23 protein-coding genes are annotated in these 23,555 nt (G+C 63.9%); 7 read left to right on the top strand and 16 right to left on the bottom strand.

The genetic code is table 11. The features are described 5' to 3' along the window. Positions 1 to 5 precede the first annotated feature (5 nt). Positions 6 to 1,439, top strand: a complete 1,434-nt coding sequence (locus ACELLULO517_RS03140; RefSeq protein ID WP_227305789.1) for an FAD-binding oxidoreductase — start codon at positions 6 to 8, stop codon at positions 1,437 to 1,439. Between the two features lie 5 nt (positions 1,440 to 1,444). On the opposite strand, the gene ACELLULO517_RS03135 is transcribed toward ACELLULO517_RS03140, so the two are convergent. Both ACELLULO517_RS03135 and ACELLULO517_RS03130 read right to left on the bottom strand, forming a co-directional pair. Further along, on the bottom strand, positions 1,445 to 2,662 hold the full coding sequence (locus tag ACELLULO517_RS03135) for a D-alanyl-D-alanine carboxypeptidase family protein (protein WP_406566228.1): 1,218 nt from the start codon (positions 2,660 to 2,662) through the stop codon (positions 1,445 to 1,447). A gap of 120 nt (positions 2,663 to 2,782) precedes the next feature. Further along, positions 2,783 to 2,983, bottom strand: a complete 201-nt coding sequence (locus tag ACELLULO517_RS03130; RefSeq protein ID WP_227305787.1) for a hypothetical protein — start codon at positions 2,981 to 2,983, stop codon at positions 2,783 to 2,785. Between ACELLULO517_RS03130 and ACELLULO517_RS03125 the strand changes: the two genes are divergently transcribed. From ACELLULO517_RS03125 to clpA, 3 genes are all read left to right on the top strand, one after another. Next, a complete protein-coding gene (locus tag ACELLULO517_RS03125) occupies positions 2,982 to 3,605 on the top strand; it encodes a phasin family protein (RefSeq protein ID WP_227305786.1) in 624 nt (207 codons plus the stop codon). The two genes, ACELLULO517_RS03130 and ACELLULO517_RS03125, sit on opposite strands and share 2 nt — an antisense overlap. Positions 3,606 to 4,118: 513 nt before the next feature. Then, positions 4,119 to 4,451 (top strand): ATP-dependent Clp protease adapter ClpS, encoded by a 333-nt coding sequence (clpS, locus tag ACELLULO517_RS03120; protein WP_227305784.1) that lies wholly within the window; start codon positions 4,119 to 4,121, stop codon positions 4,449 to 4,451. Positions 4,452 to 4,640: 189 nt separating this feature from the next. Then, positions 4,641 to 6,974 carry an ATP-dependent Clp protease ATP-binding subunit ClpA gene (gene clpA, locus ACELLULO517_RS03115; RefSeq protein ID WP_227305782.1) on the top strand — a complete coding sequence of 778 codons (2,334 nt, stop codon included), beginning with the start codon at positions 4,641 to 4,643 and terminating at the stop codon, positions 6,972 to 6,974. Positions 6,975 to 7,079: 105 nt separating this feature from the next. Here the strand turns inward: clpA and ssuD are convergent, their stop codons facing one another. The 11 genes from ssuD to ACELLULO517_RS03060 form a co-directional block, all read right to left on the bottom strand. Then, complete coding sequence (ssuD, locus tag ACELLULO517_RS03110; RefSeq protein WP_227305780.1) at positions 7,080 to 8,279, bottom strand: FMNH2-dependent alkanesulfonate monooxygenase; 1,200 nt, start codon at positions 8,277 to 8,279, stop codon at positions 7,080 to 7,082. Between the two features lie 104 nt (positions 8,280 to 8,383). Continuing rightward, the gene (locus tag ACELLULO517_RS03105) at positions 8,384 to 8,956 is read right to left on the bottom strand and encodes an HdeD family acid-resistance protein (protein WP_227305777.1); all 573 of its coding nucleotides are present in this window, start codon (positions 8,954 to 8,956) and stop codon (positions 8,384 to 8,386) included. A 126-nt stretch (positions 8,957 to 9,082) separates the two neighbouring features. Beyond that, positions 9,083 to 10,012: a TIM44-like domain-containing protein gene (locus ACELLULO517_RS03100; RefSeq protein ID WP_227305775.1), complete on the bottom strand. Its 930-nt coding sequence runs from the start codon at positions 10,010 to 10,012 to the stop codon at positions 9,083 to 9,085. Between the two features lie 74 nt (positions 10,013 to 10,086). Continuing rightward, on the bottom strand, positions 10,087 to 11,415 hold the full coding sequence (locus tag ACELLULO517_RS03095) for a TldD/PmbA family protein (RefSeq protein ID WP_227305773.1): 1,329 nt from the start codon (positions 11,413 to 11,415) through the stop codon (positions 10,087 to 10,089). Further along, positions 11,412 to 12,677, bottom strand: coding sequence for a M16 family metallopeptidase (locus ACELLULO517_RS03090; protein WP_227305771.1), 1,266 nt, complete (start codon positions 12,675 to 12,677; stop codon positions 11,412 to 11,414). The genes ACELLULO517_RS03095 and ACELLULO517_RS03090 overlap by 4 nt, the downstream gene beginning before the upstream one ends. Further along, positions 12,674 to 14,107, bottom strand: a complete 1,434-nt coding sequence (gene thrC / locus ACELLULO517_RS03085) for a threonine synthase (RefSeq protein ID WP_227305769.1) — start codon at positions 14,105 to 14,107, stop codon at positions 12,674 to 12,676. The genes ACELLULO517_RS03090 and thrC overlap by 4 nt, the downstream gene beginning before the upstream one ends. A 106-nt stretch (positions 14,108 to 14,213) precedes the next feature. After that, positions 14,214 to 14,675 (bottom strand): cytidine deaminase, encoded by a 462-nt coding sequence (locus ACELLULO517_RS03080; RefSeq protein ID WP_227305767.1) that lies wholly within the window; start codon positions 14,673 to 14,675, stop codon positions 14,214 to 14,216. After that, positions 14,659 to 15,696 carry a recombinase RecA gene (gene recA / locus ACELLULO517_RS03075; protein WP_227305765.1) on the bottom strand — a complete coding sequence of 346 codons (1,038 nt, stop codon included), beginning with the start codon at positions 15,694 to 15,696 and terminating at the stop codon, positions 14,659 to 14,661. Before recA ends, ACELLULO517_RS03080 begins: the two co-directional genes overlap by 17 nt. 155 nt (positions 15,697 to 15,851) lie before the next feature. Then, entirely contained in the window at positions 15,852 to 16,475 is a 624-nt protein-coding gene (pncA, locus tag ACELLULO517_RS03070) for a bifunctional nicotinamidase/pyrazinamidase (RefSeq protein WP_227305763.1), read from the bottom strand. Positions 16,476 to 16,486: 11 nt separating this feature from the next. Then, positions 16,487 to 17,014 carry a gluconokinase gene (locus ACELLULO517_RS03065; RefSeq protein ID WP_227305761.1) on the bottom strand — a complete coding sequence of 176 codons (528 nt, stop codon included), beginning with the start codon at positions 17,012 to 17,014 and terminating at the stop codon, positions 16,487 to 16,489. A gap of 59 nt (positions 17,015 to 17,073) precedes the next feature. Beyond that, the gene (locus tag ACELLULO517_RS03060; RefSeq protein WP_227305759.1) at positions 17,074 to 18,144 is read right to left on the bottom strand and encodes a helix-turn-helix domain-containing protein; all 1,071 of its coding nucleotides are present in this window, start codon (positions 18,142 to 18,144) and stop codon (positions 17,074 to 17,076) included. A gap of 109 nt (positions 18,145 to 18,253) precedes the next feature. On the opposite strand from ACELLULO517_RS03060, the gene ACELLULO517_RS03055 reads away from it, so the two are divergent. Genes ACELLULO517_RS03055 through ACELLULO517_RS03045 form a run of 3 tightly spaced genes read left to right on the top strand, consistent with a single transcriptional unit; the run spans position 18,254 to position 20,805 of the window. After that, a complete protein-coding gene (locus ACELLULO517_RS03055; protein ID WP_227305757.1) occupies positions 18,254 to 19,228 on the top strand; it encodes an alpha/beta hydrolase family protein in 975 nt (324 codons plus the stop codon). A gap of 9 nt (positions 19,229 to 19,237) precedes the next feature. Beyond that, on the top strand, positions 19,238 to 20,188 hold the full coding sequence (locus tag ACELLULO517_RS03050; RefSeq protein WP_227305755.1) for an NAD-dependent epimerase/dehydratase family protein: 951 nt from the start codon (positions 19,238 to 19,240) through the stop codon (positions 20,186 to 20,188). An 11-nt stretch (positions 20,189 to 20,199) separates the two neighbouring features. Further along, positions 20,200 to 20,805 (top strand): pyridoxamine 5'-phosphate oxidase family protein, encoded by a 606-nt coding sequence (locus ACELLULO517_RS03045; RefSeq protein WP_227305753.1) that lies wholly within the window; start codon positions 20,200 to 20,202, stop codon positions 20,803 to 20,805. Positions 20,806 to 21,094: 289 nt separating this feature from the next. Here the strand turns inward: ACELLULO517_RS03045 and ychF are convergent, their stop codons facing one another. Genes ychF through ACELLULO517_RS03030 form a run of 3 tightly spaced genes read right to left on the bottom strand, consistent with a single transcriptional unit; the run spans position 21,095 to position 23,504 of the window. Beyond that, positions 21,095 to 22,189, bottom strand: coding sequence for a redox-regulated ATPase YchF (gene ychF / locus ACELLULO517_RS03040; RefSeq protein ID WP_227305751.1), 1,095 nt, complete (start codon positions 22,187 to 22,189; stop codon positions 21,095 to 21,097). After that, on the bottom strand, positions 22,189 to 22,767 hold the full coding sequence (gene pth / locus ACELLULO517_RS03035) for an aminoacyl-tRNA hydrolase (protein ID WP_227305749.1): 579 nt from the start codon (positions 22,765 to 22,767) through the stop codon (positions 22,189 to 22,191). Before pth ends, ychF begins: the two co-directional genes overlap by 1 nt. A 38-nt stretch (positions 22,768 to 22,805) precedes the next feature. After that, entirely contained in the window at positions 22,806 to 23,504 is a 699-nt protein-coding gene (locus tag ACELLULO517_RS03030) for a 50S ribosomal protein L25/general stress protein Ctc (RefSeq protein WP_227305747.1), read from the bottom strand. Positions 23,505 to 23,555: the final 51 nt, after the last annotated feature.

The following is a 23,555-nucleotide window of genomic DNA, read 5'->3' as shown; positions in this document are numbered from 1 at the left end:
CCAGGATGACGTCCTTGCTCGACGATCTGCGTGTGGCTTTGGGCGATAGCGCGGTCCTGACCGATCCGGGCGAGACCGCCGGTTATTCCAGCGATTGGCGGCGGCTTTATTCCGGGCGTCCGCTCGCCGTCATCCGGCCGCGCGACACGGCGGGGGTCGCGGCTGCGGTCAAGCTTTGCGCCGAGGCCGGCGTCAGCATCATCCCGCAGGGCGGCAATACCTCGATGGTCGGCGGTGCCGTGCCGTCCGATGACGGGTCTGAGATCGTCCTCAGCCTGGAACGGATGCGGGCGCTGCGGGAGATCGATACGGTCGATCTTACCATGACGGTCGAGGCCGGCGTCACGCTGGCCGCCGCCCAGGCCATGGCGGTGGAAGCCGGCATGCTGCTGCCGCTGTCGATCAGCTCCGAGGGCAGCGCGCAGATCGGCGGCGTGCTCGCCACCAATGCCGGCGGCAATAATACGCTGCGCTTCGGCAATGCCCGCGATCTGGTGCTCGGGCTGGAAGTTGTGCTGGCGGACGGGCAGATCTGGCAAGGGCTGCGGCATCTCCATAAGGACAACACCGGCTACGCGCTGCGACAGATTTTCGTGGGGTCGGAAGGCACGCTCGGCATCATCACGGCCGCCGTGCTGCGCCTGCAACCGGGTGTGACGGCACGCGCCACCGCCTTCTGTGCCTTGCCTTCGGTCGAGCAGGCGCTTGCGCTGCTCGCCCGTCTTCGCGCCCGCGATGCCGGGGCCTTGCATGCTTTCGAATATATGAGCGGCGGCTCGGTCGATCTGGTTCTGGCCGAGATCGAGGGCACCGCTTGCCCGGTCGACCCCGCCCCTCATTTCATTCTCGTCGATTGCGCGACAAGTGGCCCGCAGGCGGCTGCCGCGTCACTCGCCGACATGCTGGAAGGGGTGTTGGGCGAGGCGCTGGAAGCCGGCGAACTGACCGACGCCGCCCTGGCTCAGAACGACGCCCAGCGGTTGGCCTTCTGGAAGATCAGAGAAGAGCATGCGGAAGCGCAGAAACGCGCTGGCGCCTCGATCAAGAATGATATTTCGGTGCCGCTCGCCGCTTTGCCGGACTTGATGCAGGCGGCGACGGCGGCCTGTCAGGCCCTGGTGCCCGGCATTCGCATCGCGCCCTTCGGGCATCTCGGCGACGGCAATATCCACTTCAATCTCGTCCAGCCCGAAGGGGCGGACGGCGCGGGTTTTCTGGCGCAGTCGGACGCGTTGATGGACGCCGTGGCGGATGTCGTGCAGCGCCTGTCGGGCAGTTTCTCGGCCGAGCATGGTGTCGGCCGGTTGAAAACCGGCATGATGAAAAGCTGGCGGGGCGGGGTGGAGCTAGGTCTGATGCAGCGTATCAAGGCGGCGCTTGACCCTGCATCGCTGCTCAATCCGCGGGTGATTTTCCCGGCGGAACAAGCGGAAGACTGAGCGATTTAGCGCTCAGCGAGTTCGCGGCTTTTTGCACCCATCGGATGCACGGGCGCGCAGGTGCGGCCGTAATGGTTCATGGCCATGCAGGCGGCGCGGGCATGGCTTTCACTGACGGATGCAATCCAGGCGTGCCAGATGACGTGGCGCTTTTTGGTGTGCGCGGCGGCCAGATGAACCACGCCGCCGCCCGCCTCGCGCTGGCCAATATGCAGCGCCTGATAGGCTGCCGCCTTGGATGCGTAGCTGCCGAGATCGAGGCTCCAATCGCTGCGGCCGCCATAGCCGCCATTCGCCGCAACGGCACGCGGGTTGGCGGTCGTCAGCGGGGCAGTGGCTGGCACGACAGGCCCCTGGTCCTGGGTCTGGCGGGCAGCTTGGGCGGCCTGCAAGGCGGCCAGCTTGGCACTGCCGCCAAGCTCCTGCGCGAAGCCGTCATCCAGCATGCCGGCCATCTCGCGATCGCGATAGCCGTTGGACGGCGCGGCCATGACGACGCCGATCAGACGCACGCCGCCGCGCATGGCGCTGGTCACGAGGTTATGGCCGGCGGCGTTGGTATAGCCGGTCTTCATGCCGTCCGCGCCCGGATAGGATTTCAGCAGATGGTCGTGGTTGAAGATCACGCGGCCATGGAACAGGAAGCTGGCAGTCGAGAAAAAGTGATAATCGTCCGGGAAGTCCACGATCAGCCGCCGCGCCAGGATGGCCAGATCATGTGCGGTCGTGATCTGATTCGGGTTCGGCAGGCCGGACGCATTGCGGAAGACGGTGTCGTCCATGCCCAGCGTATGCGCCTTCAGCGTCATCAGGGCCGCGAAACGGGTTTCATCGCCACCCGCCAGGAATTCCCCGGCGATCGTCGCCGCGTCATTGGCGGAAAGCGTCACCATGCCCAGGATCGCTTCTTGAACGGTGATGCGTGAACCGGGCAGCGCGCCGAGCTTGACCGGCTCGACCGAGGCCGCGTGCACGGAAACGGGCATCATCTCGTCGAAGGTGATGCGATGGTCGCGCAACGCCTCGAAGAGCAGATAAAGGGTCATGAGTTTGGTCAGGCTGGCGGGAAAACGGGGCTCGTCGGCATTCTGCTGATAGAGAACCTGACCGCTGCGGGCATCGATGAGGATGGCGCTCATCGGTGGCAATCCTTGGGCACGGACGGGTGCGATACCGGCGGCAAGCATCGCCAAGCTGCAACCCAGCATGACAAATCTTGCCATGCGAGCCTTCAAAAACCCGTGCTTGCGAACCATCCGCGCTTCCTGCCGCTATCCCGCGATACCGCCACCACTCGGCATCGAGCCTCTGCTTTGGCGCAGATTCATCGGAATTGCAAATAGTTAGACGGTGAATCTGAGATGACGTGCGATCTGCGGCAACATTTGTTCCGAAAGAAGATTGTTGTGCGCTGCACAAAAACCTTGAATCGAGTTGCTGACAGGGCTAAATCCAAATTGCTGCAACGCAACACGAGCGGTTTTGCGGCGCTCAAGGGCCTTGAAGGCCTTGGGCGCGGAGAAAACCGAGGGAGTGTCCGGCATGGCTAAAAGATCAACCGCTACCAGCCCTATCATGGGAGAGGCGGGTGACGATGTTCAAGAGACGATTCATGAGATCACGGCAACAGCCTCTCATGATGTCGCGACTACGGCGTCCGAAGTGACGGCTGTGATGTCTGAGGCTGCCGAGGAAACCCAGCAAGCCGTGGACGTCGCTGTGAAGCAGGTCGTGGATGCCGCCAAAGAGAGTGCGGCTGAAATCTCCTCGCATGTCGAGGATAAGAAGCTGAAGTTCAATCAAGGGATGACGAATACCATGAAGACGGCCGAGGAAATGCTGGCGTTCAGCCAGGGTAATGTCGAAGCTTTCATCAAGTCCGGTCAGATCTGGTCCGCCGGTCTGCAGGATCTCTCGAAGCAGATGGCCAGCTCCGCCCAGTCTTCCTACGAAGAAGCCATGGCTGCCTTCAAGGCGATGACGACGGTGAAGTCACTCAAGGAAGCGGTCGATCTTCAGGTCGGCCTGGCGCGGTCCGTGATGGAAAAGAGCGTCGCCGAATCCAACAAATACACCGACGCATCCTTCAAGCTGGCTGAGCAGGCGATCTCGCCGATTTCGGGCCGCATGACGATCGCCGTCGAGAAGTTCGGCAAGACGGCCTGATACGCAAAGCCTTCGTTTGCCTAAGCAGGCAAAAGGGGTCCGGGCAAGCAGCCCGGACCCCTTTTGTTTTTTGGCGGCGAGTATCGCGGCGCCGGATTAGAGTCCGTCAGGTTTAGGTGGAAACGACCCCTTGCCCCGTCATGGCCGGGCTTGACCCGGTCATCCAGTCCTTGGGCGCCCCAACGAATGGATGCCCGGCTCTGGGGCCGGGCATGACGGTATTAGGGACAAGCTTCAGTTAAAATCAGACAAACTCTAGCCGGGTGACCGGACGATTTGGGTGCACACTGTTTCGCGAGCTAAGCTTCCCTTGCAGGGCAGCAGAAACGCGTCTCGCCGACGTCTTCAAAACCGTTCGGCGAATAACAATCTCCCTCTTCTCCGGCGGTATCTCATGCCTCTATGGTTCTGGGGCGAAGCTGCTCTGCCCTTGAGGGCGGATCGGAATGCTTGGTTGCTTGCGATAGCGGCAGTAGGGTTCGCGTTCGATAATTAAGGATTGGCGAAGGCGCGATGAGCGACAGCGACAGGCGCAATGGCGGACGAGACGGTCCCGGCACGGGGGTAGTGGTCAAAAGCCGCACCAAGACCCGCAAGCCGGCGATGTACAAGGTCCTCATGCTGAATGATGACTACACGCCCATGGAATTCGTGGTGCATGTGCTTGAACGGTTTTTCCAGAAGACCCGCGATGAGGCGACTCGCATCATGCTGCATGTCCATCGCCGGGGCGTCGGCGTCTGCGGCGTGTTCACGTATGAGGTTGCCGAGACCAAGGTGACCCAGGTCATGGACCTGGCCCGGCAGAATCAGCACCCCCTCCAATGCACCATCGAAAAAGAGTGACTCTGAGCAAAAGTTAATGCGTCAGCACAAATTATTGGTGCAGGATACCCCGTCGACCGCTTCGCTTCATTGAAGGAATCGGGCCGACGCAGATGACAGACTTCCGTTGCCCTCCTCAGGCTTATGCCTCGGCAGATTCCCCGGCAGACGCAAGGACGGCAGTGACGACTAGATAAAAGGAGCGTCGGCATGTTGTCCCGTAACCTCGAGCAGACTCTCCACCGTGCGCTTTCTCTCGCCAGCGAGCGCAAACACGAATACGCAACGCTTGAGCATCTGCTTCTCGGCCTGACCGAGGATACCGATGCCGCGACCGTTCTCCGCGCCTGCGGTGTCGATCTCGACAAGCTGCGCGCGGACCTGACCGAATTTCTCGACAAGGACCTGGCCGGTCTGGCGACGGACCGCCCCGGCGACCCGAAGCCCACGGCCGGCTTCCAGCGTGTGGTCCAGCGCGCGGCCATTCATGTGCAGTCCTCCGGCCGCGACGAAGTGACCGGCGCTAATGTTCTGGTCGCGCTGTTCAGCGAGCGCGAAAGCCACGCCGTCTACTTCCTGCAGCTGCAGGACATGACGCGGCTCGATGCCGTCAACTTCATCAGCCACGGCATCGCCAAGTCCCCCGGCAAGAACGCGCCGCGCCAGGAAAAGGCTGCCGCCGCCGATACGCCGGACCAGGAGGAGAAGACCGCGCGCCGCGGTCAGGACGCGCTCTCCAACTACTGCGTCAATCTCAATAAGAAAGCGCAGGCCGGCAAGATCGATCCGCTCATCGGTCGTGAAAATGAGATCGAACGCACGATCCAGATTCTGTGCCGGCGTACCAAAAACAACCCGCTTTATGTGGGCGATCCGGGCGTCGGCAAGACGGCCATCGCGGAAGGCCTCGCCAAGCGCATCGTTGACGGCGATGTGCCGGAAGTGCTGGCCAAATCGATCATCTTCTCGCTCGATATGGGCGCGCTGCTGGCCGGCACGCGCTATCGCGGCGATTTCGAGGAGCGGCTGAAGGCCGTAGTGACCGAGCTGGAAGCCCAGCCCGGCGCGGTTCTGTTCATCGACGAAATCCACACCGTCATCGGGGCCGGTGCGACCAGCGGCGGCGCCATGGACGCGTCCAACCTGCTGAAACCCGCACTCGCCGCCGGCACCATGCGTTGCATCGGCAGCACGACCTATAAGGAATTCCGGAATTACTTCGAGAAGGATCGGGCGCTCGTCCGGCGCTTCCAGAAGATCGACGTGCCGGAGCCGAGCTCGGATGATGCGGTGCGAATTCTGCGCGGCCTGAAAACCGTTTACGAAAAGCACCACAAGGTTCGCTACACGGATGAGGCCATTCGCGCGGCGGTCGATCTCTCCGCGAAATACATCCATGACCGCAAGCTGCCCGACAAGGCGATCGACGTGATCGACGAAGTCGGCGCCAGCCGGATGCTGCTGCCCGAGCATAAGCGCCGCAAGACGGTGACGCTGCGCGATGTGGAAGAGATCGTCGCCAAGATCGCGCGCATCCCGGCCAAGGCGGTTTCGGCCGATGACAAGGAAACGCTCCGTCATCTGGAACGCGATCTGCGCTCCATGGTCTTCGGCCAGGATCAGGCGATCGATGCGCTGGCGGCCGCGATCAAACTGTCCCGCGCCGGGCTGCGCGATCAGGAAAAGCCGATCGGCAATTATCTGTTCAGCGGCCCCACCGGCGTCGGTAAGACGGAAGTCGCCCGTCAGCTCGCGAGCGTCCTCGGCATCGAACTCGTTCGCTTCGATATGAGCGAATATATGGAGCGGCATTCGATCTCGCGTCTGATCGGCGCGCCGCCGGGCTATGTCGGTTTCGACCAGGGCGGCATGCTGACGGACAGCATCGACCAGCACCCGCATTGTGTGCTGCTGCTGGATGAGATCGAGAAGGCACATCCCGATCTGTACAATATCCTGCTGCAGGTCATGGATCATGGGAAGCTGACCGATCACAACGGCAAGACGGTTGATTTCCGCAACGTCATCTTGATCATGACGACCAATGCCGGTGCTGCCGACATGGCCAAGGCTGCCATCGGCTTCGGCCGGGATATGCGGGAAGGCGAGGATGAGGATGCCATCAAGCGCATGTTCACCCCGGAATTCCGCAATCGTCTGGACGCGGTTATCCCCTTCGCGGCGCTCGGCCAGGAAGTCGTCGCCCGTGTGGTGGAGAAGTTCGTGATGCAGCTTGAGGCGCAGCTCGCCGACCGCAATGTCACGATCGAGCTTTCCTCTGCCGCCAAGGAATGGCTGGCCGAGCGTGGCTACGACAAGCTTTATGGCGCGCGGCCGCTGGCCCGCGTGATCCAGGAGCATATCAAGAAGCCTCTGGCGGAGGAGCTGCTGTTCGGCCGCCTCGCCAAGGGCGGGTCGGTCAAGGTCGGTATGAAGGACGGCAAGCTCGACTTCGACATGACCGAGGCGCCGACGCCTGTCGCTGGCCGTCCCGGCAGCGAAGAGGGTGGTGGCACCGAGAAAGAGCCGGAAGAGGTCGAGTAATCCTCGTCCGCGCGACTGAATTGAAAAGGGCTGCCGGGGAAACCCGGCAGCCCTTTTTCTTATTCGTCGGCGTCCGCGCAACGCTTGCGCGGACGACCTATCTCGTCAGCTTGCGGCCGCGAGTCGCGAGGGGGCGGCGACATTGGCGATGACCTCGCCGAAAGGTCCGGCATTGCGCGCAGCGCCCATATCGACGCCGGTCGTCTTCTTCAGCGGCAGCAGCGGGAAGACGAGCTCGGCGAAACGGTAGCATTCTTCCAGATGCGGATAGCCGGACAGAATGAACCGGTCGATGCCGAGCGCCATATATTCCTTCATGCGATCCGCGACCTGCTGCGGGCTGCCGACCAGCGCTGTACCGGCACCACCCCGGACAAGACCGACACCGGCCCAGAGATTCGGGCTGATGACGAGATTGTCCCGGCGCCCGCGATGCAGTTCCGCCATGCGGCGCTGCCCGACCGAATCGAATTTCGCGAAAGCCTTCTGCGCCGTCTCGATGGCCTTGTCGTCGACATGCTTGATAAGGCTGTCGGCGGCGGCCCAGGCCTCGTCCTCGGTCTCGCGCACGATGACATGCAGACGGATACCGAAGCTCATGGTGCGGCCTTCGGCCGCGGCAGCCTCACGCGCGGCGGCAATCTTGAGCGCGACATCGGCGGGCGGCTCACCCCAGGTGAGGTAGACGTCGGCATGCTTGGCCGCGACCGCCTGGCCGGGGCCGGAGGAGCCACCGAAATAAAGCGGCGGATGCGGCGCCTGCACCGGCGGATAAAGCAGCTTCGCGCCCTCGACCTTGATGTGCTTGCCGGTGAAATCGAAAGTCTCACCCGCCAGCATGCGGCGCCACACGGTCAGATACTCGTCCGTCGCCTCATACCGCTGGGTATGGTCCAGCCAGACGCCGTCGCCCTTCAACTCGCTCGGGTCACCACCGGCGACGACATTGACGAGAAGGCGGCCGCCGGAGAGGCGGTCCAAGGTCGCTGCCATGCGCGCGGTCATGGAGGGTTCGGAGAGGCCCGGACGGACGGCGACAAGGTAGCGCAGACGTTCCGTCAGCGGGATCATGGCCGAGGCGACGATCCAGGAATCCTCACAGGATTTGCCGGTCGGGAGCAGCACGCCGAAATAGCCGAGCTCATCGGCGGCGCGCGCCACCTGGCTCAGGTAATTCATTGTGACATGCCGGGCACCGATATCGGAGGCCAGATAGCGGCCGTCGCCATGGGTGGGCAGAAACCAGAGAACGTCGGCTTCGCTGGCCGGCGGCGCACCGGATGAACTTGTGCCGTTGCTCGTCATGATGGGAATGCTCCTATCGCCTCAATAGTCATGAGATATAAGGATCATCCCCGCCCAGGAGAAGCGTTTAATTTATTATACCATTTTTTATGGTATAATAATCATCATGCGGTGTGGCTGCGCTTCAGCGCGAAGCCGAATTGCACCCAAGCGATTCCGTGGAAAACCAATTCGATAGCGATCAGCGTGCCGAGAACCCAGAGGCTGGACCAGGGCAGGCTGGCATAGAGCATGATGCCGACCGCAAAGCTGACGATACCGCTGAGAATGACGAGCCAAAGCCCCTGCATGTGCCGGTGCGTCGCCGCCACGATCAGCCGCGCGATGCCGCTGACGATCAGCATCACGGCGATGACGATGGTGATGATGAGCGATCCGCGCACGGGCTCATCCATCAGCAGGAAACCGCCGAGGACATACAGGATGCCGATCAGGACATAGAGCAGGAAGCCGCTCCAGCCGCGCACCGTGAATGCGTGGACGATCTGGAAGACGCCGCCGATGAGCAGAAGCACGCCGAGGATGACAACGCCCGCGATGCTGGCCGCCGCGACATCGATCCAGCACAGGACACCGACGATGATCTGGATGATGCCAAGGGCGACAAACCAACTCCAGCGATGCGCGGGCGCTGCGCCGGGCTTGGGCAGACTGGGGGAGAGACCAAAACCGGACATGAGGAGAGGCTCCGTTAATTGCGAAGCCGAATTCTTATGGCAGATCAGGGCTTTGCACCATGCGCGGCGCGGGGTTTTCGCCCAATAGTCAAAAGAGCCGCCCTGCCCGGGCGGCTCTCATCTCGGTCAGTTCGTCTGCTGGATGGCGGCCAGAACCCAGTGGCTGCCCCGGCGGCGGGTGAAGGTCCAGATTTCGCTGACCAGCGCGCGGACATTGGGGTCACCATCCACAATTCGCCCTGTGCGGTCTTCGGTGACGTCGATCATCGAGAAGCGCATGGCGACGGTGGCAAAGTCGGTATCGCCCTCGCTCCAGGCTTCAGACAGTTCCATGCCGTCCATCTGCACGTCGGAGACGCGGTTGCGCAGACCCTGCCGGCTGAGCGTATTCAGTTGATCCTGGAAATAGCCCATCATCTCCGGCGTCGCGGCCTGGGAGATGGCACGCAGATCACCGGCACCCCAGGCCTGCTGCACATAGGCGAGGCATTGGGCGAAGGCCTGACGGTCTGCCGGCGTCAGCTGCAAGGGTTGCACGCTGGGTCCCATCGCTTCCTGCCCTGGCCCGATGCCGCCGGTTTGGCGGCCCATGCCTTGTCTGCCCATCGCTCCGAAGATGGACGGCTGGCTCGACCGACGCCCGGCGAATAGCCGGAACAGAAAGCGGACGATGAAGAACAGGATGACCAGCTGGATCAGCACGCCGAACAGGCCGCCGAAACCAAGCCCCATATGCATGAACCCGCCGCCGAACAGCAGGCCGAAGATGCCGGCGCCGATAAGGCCGCCCATCAGCCCGGTCATGAAGGGCCGGCGCTGGGCGAAATTGCCGCCCTGGGCACCAAAACCACGGTTGTTGAGACCAGCGGCCGGCGCCTGGCTGCGCTCGAAGGGCGCGGCCCCCGGCGCGATGGAGGTCGGCCGTGGCGGGCGATAGCTGAAGCTGCCACGGCTGCCCATGGAATGGCCGCCGCCCAGCCTCGCATCGGCGGTATCGATCCCGACAGCCCCCATCAGCGGGATGAGGGCAGCGGTAATCATCAGAAACCGGCGCATGACGCGCGCAAACTCCTATTGGTGATAAGACTCACGATATGGTGAGGGGTAGGGCTTTTGTTAGGCCCCCGGGCTCAGGCTCCGGCCATCGTCATGCCGTCAATCCGGATCGTCGGCGCGTCGGTGCCGCGCAGGAAGCGCAGATCATTGGCCGGGATCAGGCGCGCGAACATCTCGATCAGATTATCGGCGATGGTGATCTCCGCCACCGGCTCGGCGAGCACGCCGTCGCGGATCATGAAGCCGGCCGCACCACGGCTATAGTCGCCCGTAATGCCGTTGATGCCGGAGCCGATCAGCTCAGTGACGTAAAGCCCTTCCTTGATATCCGCCATCAGCGCGGCCGGGGTCACCGTGCCGGCTGCCATATAGAGGTTCGAGGTCGAGGGGCTGGGCGGGCCGGATGTGCCGCGCGCGGCATTGCCGGTCGTCTTCAGGCCAAGCTGCTTCGCCGTGCGGCCGTCCAGCACCCAGGTCATCAGCATGCCGTCGGCAATCAGGTCGAGCGGCGCCGTCGGCTGACCTTCGCCGTCGAAGGGGCGCGAGCGCAGGCCGCGCAGGCGATGCGGGTCGTCGCGGATGGTGATGCCGCGGGCGAAAATCTGCTGGCCCATCTTTTCGCGCAGAAAGCTGGTGCCGCGCGCGATGCCGGCACCGTTCACGGCACCAGCCAGATGGCCGATGAGGCTGGAGGAGACGCGCGGGTCATAGATGACCGTCAGCTTGCCGGTCTTCGGGCGCGTCGGGTTCAGGCGGGCGAGCGCACGCTCGGCGGCACTGAGGCCGATGCGCACGGGATCGTCCAGGTCCGACTGATGCACGGCGCTGGTATAGTCATAGTCGCGCTGCATGTCGGTGCCGCTGCCGGCCAGTGCGGTGGCCGAGACCGAATAGCCGGTGCGGCGGTAATGGCCGGCAAAGCCACGGCTGGTGACCAGCACCGCCTCGCTGCGGCTGTAACTGGCATCCGCCCCTTCGCTATTGGTGATGCCGGCAACGGAGAGCGCCGCATCCTCGGCCAGGCCCGCACGCAGGCCGAGCGTCGCCGCGTCAGGCTCCGCCGTATCGGCCATGTCGAGGTCAAGCGCGGGGATCGGCCCGATATCCAGCAAGCCGCTCAGCGGATCGGCCGGCACCAGCCGCGCCATGGCGATAGCGCGCTCGGCGATATCGGCGAATTTCGCGGGATCGAGGCCGGGAGCCGAGACGATGGCGGACCGCTCCCCCACGAAAACGCGCAAGCCCAGGTCACGGCCCTCGGACCGTTCCACATGCTCGATCTGGCCCAGACGGCGGCTGACGGACAGCGACGTGCCGGCGAAATAGACGGCATCGGCCTCGTCGGCCCCGGCGCGGCGGGCGACCGCCAGAAGATCGGCGAGCTTGTCGGTATCGGTATTCATGCCGCGAGGGTTTCCGAAATGGTGGTCAGGCCCGGTACTTTGCCGCCTGGCCCAAGCACGGCCAGCGTCGGCTTGGCGCGGAAGATGCGGGCGGCGGCGCGGCAGACGTCTTCCGTCCGCACGGATTCGATCTGGTCGACCATTTCCTGCACCGGCATGATGCGGCCATAGACCTGCAACTGGCGGGCAAGCTGTTCGCAGCGGCTGCCGGTGCTTTCCAGCGACATCAGGATGCTGGCTTTGGCTTGGGCGCGGGCGCGCTGCAGCTCGACCTCGGTCACATCATGCTGGACCCGGCGCAGCTCTTCCAGCGTCACCGGCATCAGCTCCTCCGCCTCGCTCTCGCCTGTCCCGGCATAGATGCCGAACAGGCCGGAATCGGCGGCAGGTGCGGTGAAAGCATAGACCGAATAGACGAGGCCGCGCTTTTCCCGGATTTCCTGGAACAAGCGGGAGGACATGCCCCCGCCCAGAACCGAGGACAGCATCATCGATGCGTAGAAATCGGGGTCGGTATAGGAGACGGAGGGGAAGCCCAGCACGATATGGACCTGATCCAGATCGCGGGCCTCGCGGAACTCCCCGCCACGGTATTCGGATGGGACGGCGGCCGGCACCGGCGAGGTCGGCAGATCGGCGAAATGCCTCTCCGTCAGCCGCACCACCTCATCATGCTTCAGCTTGCCGGTGGCGGCGACGACGACATTCCGCGTGCCGTAATGGGCGCGCATGTAGTTGGTCAGCGCATGGCGCGGCATGGAGCGGATGACGTCTTCCGTGCCGAGCGTCGGCCGGCCCATGGGCTGGTTCGGGAAGGCGGCTTCCTGGAAATGGTCGAAGATGATGTCGTCCGGCGTGTCGTTCGCCTGGCCGATTTCCTGCAGAATGACGCCGCGCTCGCGCTCCAGCTCTTCCGGCTCGAAGCTGCTATGGGTCAAAATATCGCCGATGATATCGGCGCCCAGCGCGATGTCTTCCTTCAGCAGCTTCACGTAATAGGCGGTCTGCTCGCGGGCGGTATAGGCATTGATATGGCCGCCGACCGCCTCGATCTCCTCGGCGATGGCCACCGCCGTACGCGTTTCCGTGCCTTTGAAGGCCATATGTTCGAGGAAGTGCGAGACGCCGTTTTCAGAGGCCTGTTCGTGCCTTGTGCCGGCGGCGACATAAGCGCCGAAGGAGACGGTCTCGACGCGGGGCATTTCCTCGGTGACGACGGTCAGGCCGGAGGGCAGGGTTTCTACGCGGATCGCATCGCTCATGCGGCATTATCCCGAAGGTCGGTGGGTTGGCCGTCGTTACGGCCAACGAAGGCACGGAGCAGGGTTTCGACGGAGGCGAGGTCGTTCGGCGCACGGGTGACGCGCTCCTCACCCGTCATCAAATGGGCAAGACGCGGCGGCAGGGAAGGGCGGATGCCGGTCGCGGCTTCCACCGCGTCGGGGAATTTCGCCGGATGCGCGGTCGCCATGGCGATGACCGGCGCGGGCGCAGGCAGGGCAGCGACCTCGGCGGCGGCGATGCCGATGGCGGTATGCGGATCGGCAAGATAGCCGGTGGTGTCGTGGATCTTACGAATCGCGGCTGAGGTTTCAGCGTCGCTCAGCGCCAGGCCCTGGAACAGGGCCGTCGCCTTTTTCCAGGCCGCATCCGGCACCGGCATGCGACCGGTCCTGCGGAAATCCTGCATCAGCTGCGCGGTAACCTGCGGGTCGCGGTCCACCAGTTCGAACAGCAGACGCTCGAAATTGGAGCTGACTTGAATGTCCATGCTGGGCGACAGGCTGGGCTCGACCCCCTTGGCCGTCATGTCATTGGCAGCCAGGAAGCGGGTCAGGATGTCGTTGCGGTTTGACCCGATGATGAGTTTCGAGATCGGCAGGCCCATGCGGCGCGCGGCCCAGGCAGCCAGCACATTGCCGAAATTGCCAGTCGGCACGGCGAAGGCGACCTCGCGGTCCGGCGCGCCCATGGCGAGCGCGGCCGCAACGTAATAGGGGATTTGGGCGGCGATCCTTGCCCAGTTGATGGAGTTGACGGCGGTCAGCTTCATATCCGTGCGGAACTGAGTGTCGGCAAACAGGCCCTTCACCATGTCCTGGCAGTCGTCGAAGGTGCCTGCGACCGCGATATTGAAGACATTGCGGGCGGCGACCGTCGTCATCTGCCGGCGCTGCACCTCGCTGGTGCGGCCCTCCGGATGCAGGATCGCGATCTTGATGCGGCTGCGGTCCCGGCAGGCTTCGATGGCGGCCGAGCCGGTATCGCCCGAAGTGGCACCGACGATGGTGACGGTCTCGTCGCGCTCGGTCAGAACATGCTCAAAAAGCTGGCCCAGAAGCTGGAGCGCCATATCCTTGAAGGCGAGGGTGGGGCCGTGGAACAGCTCCTGCACCCATAGCCCGCTGTCGAGCTGCACCATGGGCACGCGCGCGGGGTGATCGAAGCCGGCATAGGCGCGCTCGCACAGCGAGCGGAGCACATCTAGGCTGATCGTCTCACCCATGAAGGGGTGAATCACCTGGGCGGCGAGTTCCGCATAGGGCAGGTCGCGCAAGGCGCGCCATTCGGCGACCGAGCGCTCCGGCCAGCTCTCAGGCATGAAGAGCCCGCCATCCTCGGCCAGGCCCGCGAGCAGAACACCACCGAAATCTCGCGGCTCGGCTTGGCCGCGTGTCGAAAAATAACGCATCCGTCTCAGCTATCGTAAAGAGGGGGGCTTCGCCAGCGCCATGGAAGCATGGCCCAGCATCCAATATCGTCATCCGCGCCCTTGTTGCGCGGATCGACCCGCTGCCTCACCGCCGGTAGGGCAAGGGCAGCAGCGACCGGATCGGCATTTTGATCGGCGCCATGATGCCGGGCACGATGACGCGGGCGTCCGGATCGTAGTCCAGGATCATCTCCCGGCAGGCGCCGCAGGGGGAGACGACGGCGAGGCTTTGATCCATCTCCTCCGCCTTCGGATGGCGGATGGCGACCGCGCTTTCGATGGTGCCGTCGCCGTCCAGAATGGCGCGACCGAGTGCGATGGGCTCGGCACAGATCTGCATGCGGCCGACGGTCGCACCCAGATGGATGCCGGTCCATATCTGACCGTCCCGGCTGCGGATGGCAGCCGAGACCATGTGCCAGAAAGGCCGGTAGTGCTTGACCAGAACGGCGCGGGCCGCCGCAATCAGTTCATGGTCTTGGTCCGTCAGTGTTTCGACGGGGATTTCAGGCTCAGCCGGTTCAGCGGCTTCATTCAGCAGCCTCAAGCTCGTCTCCCGTAGGATCGGTCATCATCGCATTCACCACGATGCCCGCCTGTTCGCGAATCTTCAATTCCAACGCAGCCGCCAGCTGGGAATTATCCAGCAGGAACTGGCGGGCATTGTTCCGCCCCTGGCCAATGCGCTGATTGTCGAAGCTGAACCAGGAGCCCGACTTCTCGACCAGACCGGCTTTCACGCCGAGGTCGATCAGCTCGCCCATTTTGCTTATACCTTCGCCATACATGATGTCGAACTCAACCTGACGGAAGGGCGGAGCGAGCTTGTTTTTCACAACCTTCACACGCGTCTGGTTGCCGACGACGTCTTCCTTCTCCTTGATCTGGCCGATGCGCCGGATATCGAGCCGGATCGAGGCATAGAATTTCAGCGCATTGCCGCCGGTCGTCGTTTCCGGATTGCCGAACATGACGCCGATCTTGAGGCGGATCTGGTTGAGGAAGATGAAGGTGGTCTTGGATTTCGAAACCGAGCCGGTGAGCTTGCGCAGCGCCTGGCTCATGAGGCGGGCATGCAGGCCGACATGGCTGTCGCCCATCTCACCTTCCAGCTCGGCGCGGGGCACCAGGGCCGCGACGCTGTCGATGACCAGCACGTCGATCGCGCCGGAGCGGACCAGCGTATCGGCGATTTCCAGCGCCTGCTCGCCGGCATCCGGCTGGCTGATGAGGAGATTATCGACATCGACGCCCAGCTTGCGGGCATAGATCGGGTCCAGCGCATGTTCGGCGTCGATGAAGGCGCAGGTGCCACCACGCTTCTGCGCTTCGGCGATCACGTGCAAGGCGAGCGTGGTCTTGCCCGAGCTTTCAGGACCGTAGATCTCGATCATGCGGCCGCGGGGCAGGCCGCCGATGCCGAGCGCGAGGTCGAGCCCGATGGAGCCCGAGGGGATGACCTCGATCTGCTCATCCGTGCCCTTGGAGCCCATCCGCATGATGGAGCCCTTGCCGAAGGCCCGCTCGATCTGAACGAGAGCTGCATCTAAAGCCTTGGTCTTTTCCATTATCGTCCCTCTCAGGGCGTCATCTAGGCAGGTGGCAATCAGGGGAAGTTGGGCGCTGCGACTCGAGTCGCAGCCGATCATAGTTTGGACTCTGATCGAATAAGAACAATTTGGCAACTCCGCTCTGGGCGGTGCCACCAGGGCCGTTATTGAACTTATCCGATCAGTTGCGATATCGTTACGATATCGACCCCTGCGATGTCCATGTTTCGATGCGCGCGGTCCAAAGACCCTTCGAGATCGATACCCCGGCTGGCCTCATCCACCATGGCGACGGAGAGGTTGAAATGGCGGGCGTCACAGGCCGTCCAGCCGACGCAGAAATCGGTCGCGACGCCGCAGACGACGATTTCCGTGATGCCGCGGCTGGCAAGCCAACCGTCCAGCCCGGTGCGCGTCTTCCGGTCGGCTTCCAGAAAGGCGGAGTAACTGTCGACGTCGCGGTTATAGCCCTTGCGCAGGATCAGGCCGGCATGGGGGATATCGAGCTTCGGGTGAAAATCCGCGCCCCGCGTGCCCATGACGCAATGGTCGGGCCAGAGCACCTGCGGACCGTAGAAGGCCTCGAAAGTCTCAAAAATATCGCGTCCCGGATGGCTGGAGGCGAAAGACATATGGCCCGGGCAATGCCAGTCCTGCGTCAGCACCACATTCTCGAATTGGCGGGCGAGCTGGTTGATCGTCCCGATGATCTCATCCCCGCCGGTGACGCCCAAGGGCCCGCCGGGCATGAAGTCATTCTGCATATCGACGACGATCAGGGCACGGTTCTTGGACATGGTGATCCTCCTCAGCCCAGATGCAGCTGCGTCAGCGCATCTTCCACGATCGCCGGTTCCGGCTGGTCGATCGAAACGGCGGTTGCCTCATCCGCGCCCGGCTCTTCCAGCGTATCGAACTGGCTGCGCAGCAGGGAGGCGGGCATGAAATGGCCCTTCCGATGCTGCATGCGGTCCAGCAGCAGTTCGTAACTGCCCTGGAGATAAACGAAATGCACATCGGCATGGCCGCTGCGCAGGATATCGCGATAGGCGCGTTTCAGGGAGGAGCAGGTAATGACACCCTGCTGGCCGGCGCGGCGCCATTCGTCGATGCGCGCGGCGATTGCTTCCAGCCAAGGCTCGCGGTCGGTGTCGTTGAGCGGAATACCTTGGCTCATCTTCGCGATATTGGCCGGGGGATGCATCTCGTCTCCCTCGATCATGGGCCAGCCGATACGGCGCGCCACGTCGCCCGCGATGGTGGATTTGCCGCTGCCGGAGACGCCCATGAAGATCAGGGCAGTGAGGCGCGGAGAGGCTGGGTGGGTATCCGGCAAGATGCGGCTCCGATCGGCGTCAATAATACGGGCTGACGGCCGGCCCGCCCGGAAACTCTCTAGCAGTCCGCGGTCTTCTGTCCATCGGAGGGTGACGCAGGCCCGACCGCCTGCTGCCGCCAGGCGCTGGGACTTGCACCCGTGATGCGCAGGAATTCCCGATTGAAGTTGGATTTCGTCTGGAATCCGACGTCGAGAAAAATATGAGTGATGGGCGTCCTGGTTTCCGTCAGCAGGCGGCATGCATCCGCCACCCGGTGTTCGTTGACGTATTGCGACACGTTCATTCCACGCACGCGGTTGATGGCGCCGGACAGGCTGCGGGCCGGCAGTCCCATGCGGCGCGCCAGCCGCTCCAGGCTCAGATTCGGATCGTGATGCGGTGCGCGTTCGCGCATCAGCGCGTCCAGGGCCGCGACGGTGTCGATGTCGCCGCTTGCCGGGACGGGCGCTTCCGTTTCCGCGACCGAGAGCGGCACGGGCTCGGGCGTTGTGACGGGTGCCAGAGCCGGAGCCGGGGCGCTTTTGCCGGCCAGGGCCGCGACCCAGCCGAGCAGCGCGATCGAGATCAGGCTCGACGCACCCGAGATCAAGCCCGCGTGACGACCTTGATCCCGCATCAGGTCCAGGCCGATCGCAAGATCGACGACCGGCGAGGCGATGACCGTGAAGCCGGTGACCCAGAGCGCGTGCGACACCGAAATGGCGCCGTCGAGCGTGGCGCGGCCGAGTGCGTCGGGCCCGCGCCTGGCAAGCCGTAGCAATGCGACGCCATAGCCGAGGAAGATCAGGGTGAGGGCGCGGTCGATGAGCCAGGGCGCCCAGACCCAAAGTCCAGCAACCAGCAGGGGCGGCAGCGCATGGATCGCGACACGCCGGTTGACCGCCACAAAGCTGCGAAAGCCGAGCCAGGAAAAGGGGGCAAGGGCGGCCGCCAGAACGCTTTGAAACGGGAGCACCCCGCGCAGGCCGTATCCCCAATGCAGGCCGAGAAGCACAGCCTGGGCGGCATAGGCAGCGACCATCGCCGCCAGCCAAGGGCTCGCCCGGGCCTGATCGCTCCGCACCAGACGGACCAGCAGGATGCCGAGAAGAAAGGCAATGACGAAGGGGAGCGGCACCAGCGGCATGGGCGGATTTATGGCCGAGATCGCGATCCGGGACGACCTAAAACCGGATCGCGGTCGCGATTGCCGGGCAGCCGCTCATCCTGGCGACCTCTCAACCAGGAGGTTTCCGATGCGATGGCTTTTTCTGACCCTGTGCGCGCTGCTGCCGCTGACGGCCCATGCGGCGGGCGTGCGTTTTATCACCGTACCGGCCGATGCCGACGGACCGCCCATGACCGGCGCGGTGTGGACACCCTGTGCGGCCCCCGTAGGGACGATCAAGGCCGGTCCGATCAATTTTCCCGGCAATAAGGACTGCCCCATCCTCGGCCAGCATATGCCGCTGGTCGTCATCTCCCATGGTGTCGGCGGCTGGTCCTTCGGCCATCATGATTTGGCGGAAACGCTGGCCGATGCCGGTTTCGTGGTGGCGGCGATCGATCATCCGGTGGATGGCGGTAGGGCCGGGGATCGCAGTGCGGCTGACCAGTTGCAAGTCTGGAGCCGCCGCCCGGAAGACATCAGGCGCCTAATCGATTTCATGCTTGCGGCCTGGCCTGACCATGCGCGGATCGATCCGGCGCGCATCGGCTTTTTCGGCTTCTCGCGCGGCGGTTTCACCGGGCTTGTGCTGATCGGCGGCAATCCGGATTTCGATCGATTGACGGCGATTTGCGCCGGCTATCCGCATCTGAAGATGTGCGCCCAGTTGCGGCAAGGCGAGCGACTGCCGGAACCGCTGCCGCATGATCCGCGCATTCGTGCCGCCGTGCTGGCCGATCCGGTTCTGAGCCGCATCTTTGCCCCCGCAGGCCTCAAGGCTATCGCTGTGCCGCTGCAGCTTTGGCAATCCGAGTATGGCGGTGACGGCGTGGTGCCGGGCGAAGTCGCACAGATGGCGCAGGGCTTGCCGGCCCCGGCTGACTTGCATGTCGTGAAAGGCGCCGGGCATTTCGATTTCCTGGCCCCCTGCGGTCCCGATCTGGCGCGTCTGGCCGCGCCGATCTGCACAGACAAGACAGGCTTTGACCGCGTCGCGTTCCATGCCGAGATGAACCGTGCGATCCTGGCGTTTTTCCAGACGACACTGGTCCCCCAGCACTGATGAGGACAGATGCGCCTTCTTCTGACAGGGTCTTCCGGCTGGCTCGGGCGCTTTCTGGCGCCCCGGCTGGCCGGTCTTGGGTATGAGGTCATCGGCCTCGATGTCGCGCCGGGGCAGGACACCCAGGTGCTCGGCTCGGTGGGCGACCGCGCGCTGGTCGATCGCGTTTTTGCGGAATACCGTCCGCAGGCGGTCATCCATGCCGGCGCGCTGCACAAGCCCGATATCATCCGCTATCCGGCCCAGGCCTTCATCGACGCCAATGTCACCGGCACGCTGAACCTGCTGGAGGCCGCCGTCGCCGCCGGGCATGACCGTTTCATCGCGACCTCCACCACCTCGCTGATGATCTCGGACGCCATCCGGCGGGAGACGGCAGAGCATGCGGTGTGGCTGGACGAAAACACCGGGCCGCTGGCGCCGCGCAATATCTACGGCGTCACCAAGCTCGCCGCCGAAGGGCTATGCCGCATCTTCCACCTTGAACACGGACTCCACTGCGTCACCCTGCGGACGGCACGCTTTTTCCCGGAAGACGACGATACCCATCGCGACCTAAGCGGCGAGAATATGAAAGCGAATGAGTTCCTGCACCGGCGCCTGACGGTGGAAGACGCGGCGGAAGCGCATGTCGTGGCACTCACCCGCGCGCCGGAGATCGGCTTAGGCACCTTTATCCTCTCGGCGCCGACGCCCTTTCAGCGGGCGGATGCGGAAGCGCTGAAACGGGATGCGCCATCCGTCATCGCCCGCTACTTCCCCGAAGCGACAGCGCTGTACGCGGCGCGCGGCTGGCGCCTGCCGGTCTCGATCGGCCGGGTCTATGATGCCGCCGCCGCCGAGCGCGTGATGGGATTCCGACCGCAGACAGATTTCGCGTCCGTCCTCGCGGCATTGAGATCGGGCGGGCCGCTGCCCTTCGCCCATGACCCGTCCTATACTTCGCCGAAAGAACCGTAAGGATCATCCCCATGATCGAGACGATAGAGGCGCTGGAAGCGATCTACGGACCGGCCAATCCGCGCTCGCTGCAAAAGGAGATCCCGCAGCTCAATGCGGATTATCGCGCCTTCGTGGAAGCCGCGCCGATGATCATTCTGGCGACGGTGGGGCCGGAGGGGCTTGATTGCTCACCCAAGGGCGATGCGCCGGGCTTCGTGCGGATTCTGGATGACAGCACACTCGCGATCCCCGACCGGCCGGGCAATAACCGCATCGACAATCTGCGCAACATCATCCGCGATCCGCGCATTTCGCTGCTGTTCATCATCCCCGGCGTGGGGGAGACGCTGCGTGTCAACGGTGTCGCGGTGATTTCGGATGATGCTGATCTGCTCGCGCAGTTTGCGGTGGGCGGCAAGCCGCCGAAGACCGTTATTCTGGTAACGATCGAGAGCGTCTATTTCCACTGCGCGAAGGCTTTCGTGCGTTCGGCCTTGTGGGACCCGGCGCGTCATGTGGAGCGGTCAAAACTGCCGAGCGCGGGGCAGATTTTGCAGCATATCTCGCAAGGGGTGTTCGACGGCGCAGGCTATGACCGTGACCTGCCGGAACGCACCAGGGCGACGCTGTATTAGAGTCCGTCAGGTTTAGTTGGAAACGCCAAAAAATCTGTCGTGCGCGGGCCTGGCCGGCCGCACCCCGACCCGCGCATCTACCTGACGCAGCAAGCAATCGGCCGGCTGGGCGCCGCGGCGGGTAGGTCCGCGCAACAAGTGCGCGGATGACAAATTATCTATTAAAACCTGACAGACTCTAGATCGAACCTGCATCCGCAGGTTCAGAAGCGGCACCGGCCCGCACCCCCGGGTGGGGGTGCGGGCCGGTGCCGGTTTCAGCGCGCGATAGCGCGCTCAGGCACCAAGCTCAGACGTTAAACCGGAACAGCAGAACGTCGCCGTCCTTGACCACGTATTCCTTGCCCTCGATCCGCAGCTTGCCGGCTTCGCGCGCGCCGACTTCGCCCTTGTAGGCGATGTAGTCGTCATAGGCGGTCGTCTCGCAGGCGATGAAGCCGCGCTCGAAATCGCCATGGATGACGCCCGCTGCCTGCGGTGCCTTCATGCCCTTTTCAATCGTCCAGGCCCGCGTTTCCTTGGGACCCACGGTGAAATAGGTGCTGAGGCCGAGCAGCCCGTAGCCGGCGGCGATAACCCGCGCGAGGCCGCTTTCCGTCAGGCCCAGGCCATCCAGATATTCGCCCTGATCCTCTTCCGGCAGCTGGCTGACTTCGGCTTCGATCGCCGCCGATACCACGACATGCGCCGCCCCCTTTTCGATCGCCATGGCAGCGACCTTGGCCGAGAAGGCATTGCCGGTGGCGGCCGACGCTTCCTCGACATTGCAGACGTACAGGACGGGTTTGGCGGTCAGCAGTTGCAGACGCTCGGCCAGCTTGCGGTCCGCCACCGGGATTGCGGTGCGGGCGGGCTTGCCCTCGGTCAGCGCCGCGATGATCGGCTCGACCAGAACGAGCTGCGCTGCACTCTCCTTGTCGCCGCCGCGCGCGCGCTTCTGCAATCCGTGCAGCCGCTTCTCCAGACTTTCCAGATCAGCCAGCATCAGCTCGGTCTCGACCACATCGGCGTCGCGCACCGGGTCGATGTCACCCTCGACATGGGTGATGTCGCTATCCTCGAAGCAGCGCAGCACGTGGATGATGGCATCCGTCTCGCGGATATTGGCAAGGAACTGGTTGCCGAGGCCTTCGCCCTTGGACGCGCCGCGCACGAGACCCGCGATATCGACGAATTCCAGGCTGGTCGGCAGGATTTTCTGCGACTTGCCGATGGTCGCCAGCGGCTGCAGGCGCTTATCGGGCACGGCCACGCGGCCGACATTCGGCTCGATCGTGCAGAAGGGATAATTCGCGGCCTGGGCGGCGGCGGTCGCCGTCAGGGCGTTGAAAAGGGTCGACTTGCCGACATTGGGCAGACCGACGATGCCGCAATTGAAGCCCATTACTGTACCTTCCGCATGTCTTCGGAAACGCTGGTCATGAATTTTTCCGGCTCGCCCTCGGCCAAGGTCCCGGCACGGTCGGCGACCGAGTCCAGAAAGGGGATGAGCCAGCTTTTGTCGGCGGCCGGGAAGTCGCTCAGCACATAGCCATGGACCCGGTCCTTATGGCCTGGATGGCCGATGCCAAGCCTTACGCGACCATAATCCGGCGTGCCGATCAGCTGGTCGATGCTGCGCAAGCCATTATGACCGGCGGCCCCGCCGCCGCGCTTCGTGCGCAGCTTGCCAGGCACAAGGTCCAGCTCGTCATGAAAGACGGTGAGGTCAGCGGGCTCGATCTTGAAGAAGGAGAGCGCCTGCTGCACCGATTGGCCTGAGGCATTCATATAAGTCATGGGCTTGAGGGCGAGGATCTTTTGGCTGCCCACGCGACCCTCCGCCACCAGGCCTTTGAAACGCGGCCGCCACGGCCCGAAGCCGTGGCGGATCGCGATCACATCCAGCGCCATGAAGCCGATATTATGGCGCTGTCGAGCCATTCCCGGCTCGGGATTGCCGAGCCCCACCCAAAGTAACATGGGCAGACCCGGCCCCCGTTCCGGTTAGCGTCGCAGTCTTACTTCTTCTTCGCGGGCGCAGCGGCGGCCGGCTTGGCGGCCGGCTTGCCACCGCTCTTGCCACCCTTGGCGGCGGCAGCAGCAGCGGAAGCAGCGGCGGCAGCCGCTTCTTCAGCCGCGTCGGCCGCGTTCTGCGTCACGGAAGCGACGCTCGCGATGACGAAGTCGCGGTCGAGAATCGTCGCGCGCGTGCCTTCGGTGCCCTTGAGGTCCGAGAAGCGCACGTTGTCGTTGATGTCGAGCGTGCTGAGGTCGGCCACGAAATGCTCGGGCACCGTCTCAGGATCGGCATAGACTTCAACCGTGTGGCGCACGACGTTCAGCACGCCGCCACGCTTCAGGCCGGGGGAGACCGCTTCGCCTTCGAACGACACGGCAACCGCGACGCGGATCAACTCACCCGGCGCCAGGCGCTGGAAGTCGACATGCTCGGGCTGGTCGGTGACGGGGTGGAACTGAACGTCACGGATCAGGGCACGGGCCTTGTCGGCGCCGAGATCCAGTTCATACAGGCGGGACCGCCAGCCACCGCGATGTAGCTCCTTGATGACCGCGCGCGGCTCGAGGGAGATCAGGGTCGGCGTTTGCTTCGCACCGTAAATAACGGCGGGAACTTTCCCCGCCCGGCGTGTCGCGCGCGCTGCCCCCTTACCTGCCCGCTCGCGCAGCTCGGCCGAAATAGACGTGAAATTGGCCATAACTCGCTCCTTGGAAATGCGTAAAACGCCGGCCTCCAGGGGTGCCGACGT

This window comes from Acidisoma cellulosilyticum, assembly GCF_020621385.1.
Lineage (GTDB): Bacteria > Pseudomonadota > Alphaproteobacteria > Acetobacterales > Acetobacteraceae > Acidisoma > Acidisoma cellulosilyticum.
This window is presented reverse-complemented; position numbering and strand designations above follow the sequence as displayed.

What these genes read in the sequence shown, in the direction of transcription:
- ACELLULO517_RS03140 (WP_227305789.1), top strand. Translation starts at nt 6, where the DNA reads ATGACGTCCTTGCTCGACGATCTGCGTGTGGCTTTGGGCGATAGCGCG.
- ACELLULO517_RS03135 (WP_406566228.1), bottom strand. Translation starts at nt 2,662, where the DNA reads ATGGCAAGATTTGTCATGCTGGGTTGCAGCTTGGCGATGCTTGCCGCC.
- ACELLULO517_RS03125 (WP_227305786.1), top strand. Translation starts at nt 2,982, where the DNA reads ATGGCTAAAAGATCAACCGCTACCAGCCCTATCATGGGAGAGGCGGGT.
- ACELLULO517_RS03130 (WP_227305787.1), bottom strand. Translation starts at nt 2,983, where the DNA reads ATGCCGGACACTCCCTCGGTTTTCTCCGCGCCCAAGGCCTTCAAGGCC.
- clpS (WP_227305784.1), top strand. Translation starts at nt 4,119, where the DNA reads ATGAGCGACAGCGACAGGCGCAATGGCGGACGAGACGGTCCCGGCACG.
- clpA (WP_227305782.1), top strand. Translation starts at nt 4,641, where the DNA reads ATGTTGTCCCGTAACCTCGAGCAGACTCTCCACCGTGCGCTTTCTCTC.
- ssuD (WP_227305780.1), bottom strand. Translation starts at nt 8,279, where the DNA reads ATGACGAGCAACGGCACAAGTTCATCCGGTGCGCCGCCGGCCAGCGAA.
- ACELLULO517_RS03105 (WP_227305777.1), bottom strand. Translation starts at nt 8,956, where the DNA reads ATGTCCGGTTTTGGTCTCTCCCCCAGTCTGCCCAAGCCCGGCGCAGCG.
- ACELLULO517_RS03100 (WP_227305775.1), bottom strand. Translation starts at nt 10,012, where the DNA reads ATGCGCCGGTTTCTGATGATTACCGCTGCCCTCATCCCGCTGATGGGG.
- ACELLULO517_RS03095 (WP_227305773.1), bottom strand. Translation starts at nt 11,415, where the DNA reads ATGAATACCGATACCGACAAGCTCGCCGATCTTCTGGCGGTCGCCCGC.
- ACELLULO517_RS03090 (WP_227305771.1), bottom strand. Translation starts at nt 12,677, where the DNA reads ATGAGCGATGCGATCCGCGTAGAAACCCTGCCCTCCGGCCTGACCGTC.
- thrC (WP_227305769.1), bottom strand. Translation starts at nt 14,107, where the DNA reads ATGCGTTATTTTTCGACACGCGGCCAAGCCGAGCCGCGAGATTTCGGT.
- recA (WP_227305765.1), bottom strand. Translation starts at nt 15,696, where the DNA reads ATGGAAAAGACCAAGGCTTTAGATGCAGCTCTCGTTCAGATCGAGCGG.
- pncA (WP_227305763.1), bottom strand. Translation starts at nt 16,475, where the DNA reads ATGTCCAAGAACCGTGCCCTGATCGTCGTCGATATGCAGAATGACTTC.
- ACELLULO517_RS03060 (WP_227305759.1), bottom strand. Translation starts at nt 18,144, where the DNA reads ATGCCGCTGGTGCCGCTCCCCTTCGTCATTGCCTTTCTTCTCGGCATC.
- ACELLULO517_RS03055 (WP_227305757.1), top strand. Translation starts at nt 18,254, where the DNA reads ATGCGATGGCTTTTTCTGACCCTGTGCGCGCTGCTGCCGCTGACGGCC.
- ACELLULO517_RS03050 (WP_227305755.1), top strand. Translation starts at nt 19,238, where the DNA reads ATGCGCCTTCTTCTGACAGGGTCTTCCGGCTGGCTCGGGCGCTTTCTG.
- ACELLULO517_RS03045 (WP_227305753.1), top strand. Translation starts at nt 20,200, where the DNA reads ATGATCGAGACGATAGAGGCGCTGGAAGCGATCTACGGACCGGCCAAT.
- ychF (WP_227305751.1), bottom strand. Translation starts at nt 22,189, where the DNA reads ATGGGCTTCAATTGCGGCATCGTCGGTCTGCCCAATGTCGGCAAGTCG.
- pth (WP_227305749.1), bottom strand. Translation starts at nt 22,767, where the DNA reads ATGTTACTTTGGGTGGGGCTCGGCAATCCCGAGCCGGGAATGGCTCGA.
- ACELLULO517_RS03030 (WP_227305747.1), bottom strand. Translation starts at nt 23,504, where the DNA reads ATGGCCAATTTCACGTCTATTTCGGCCGAGCTGCGCGAGCGGGCAGGT.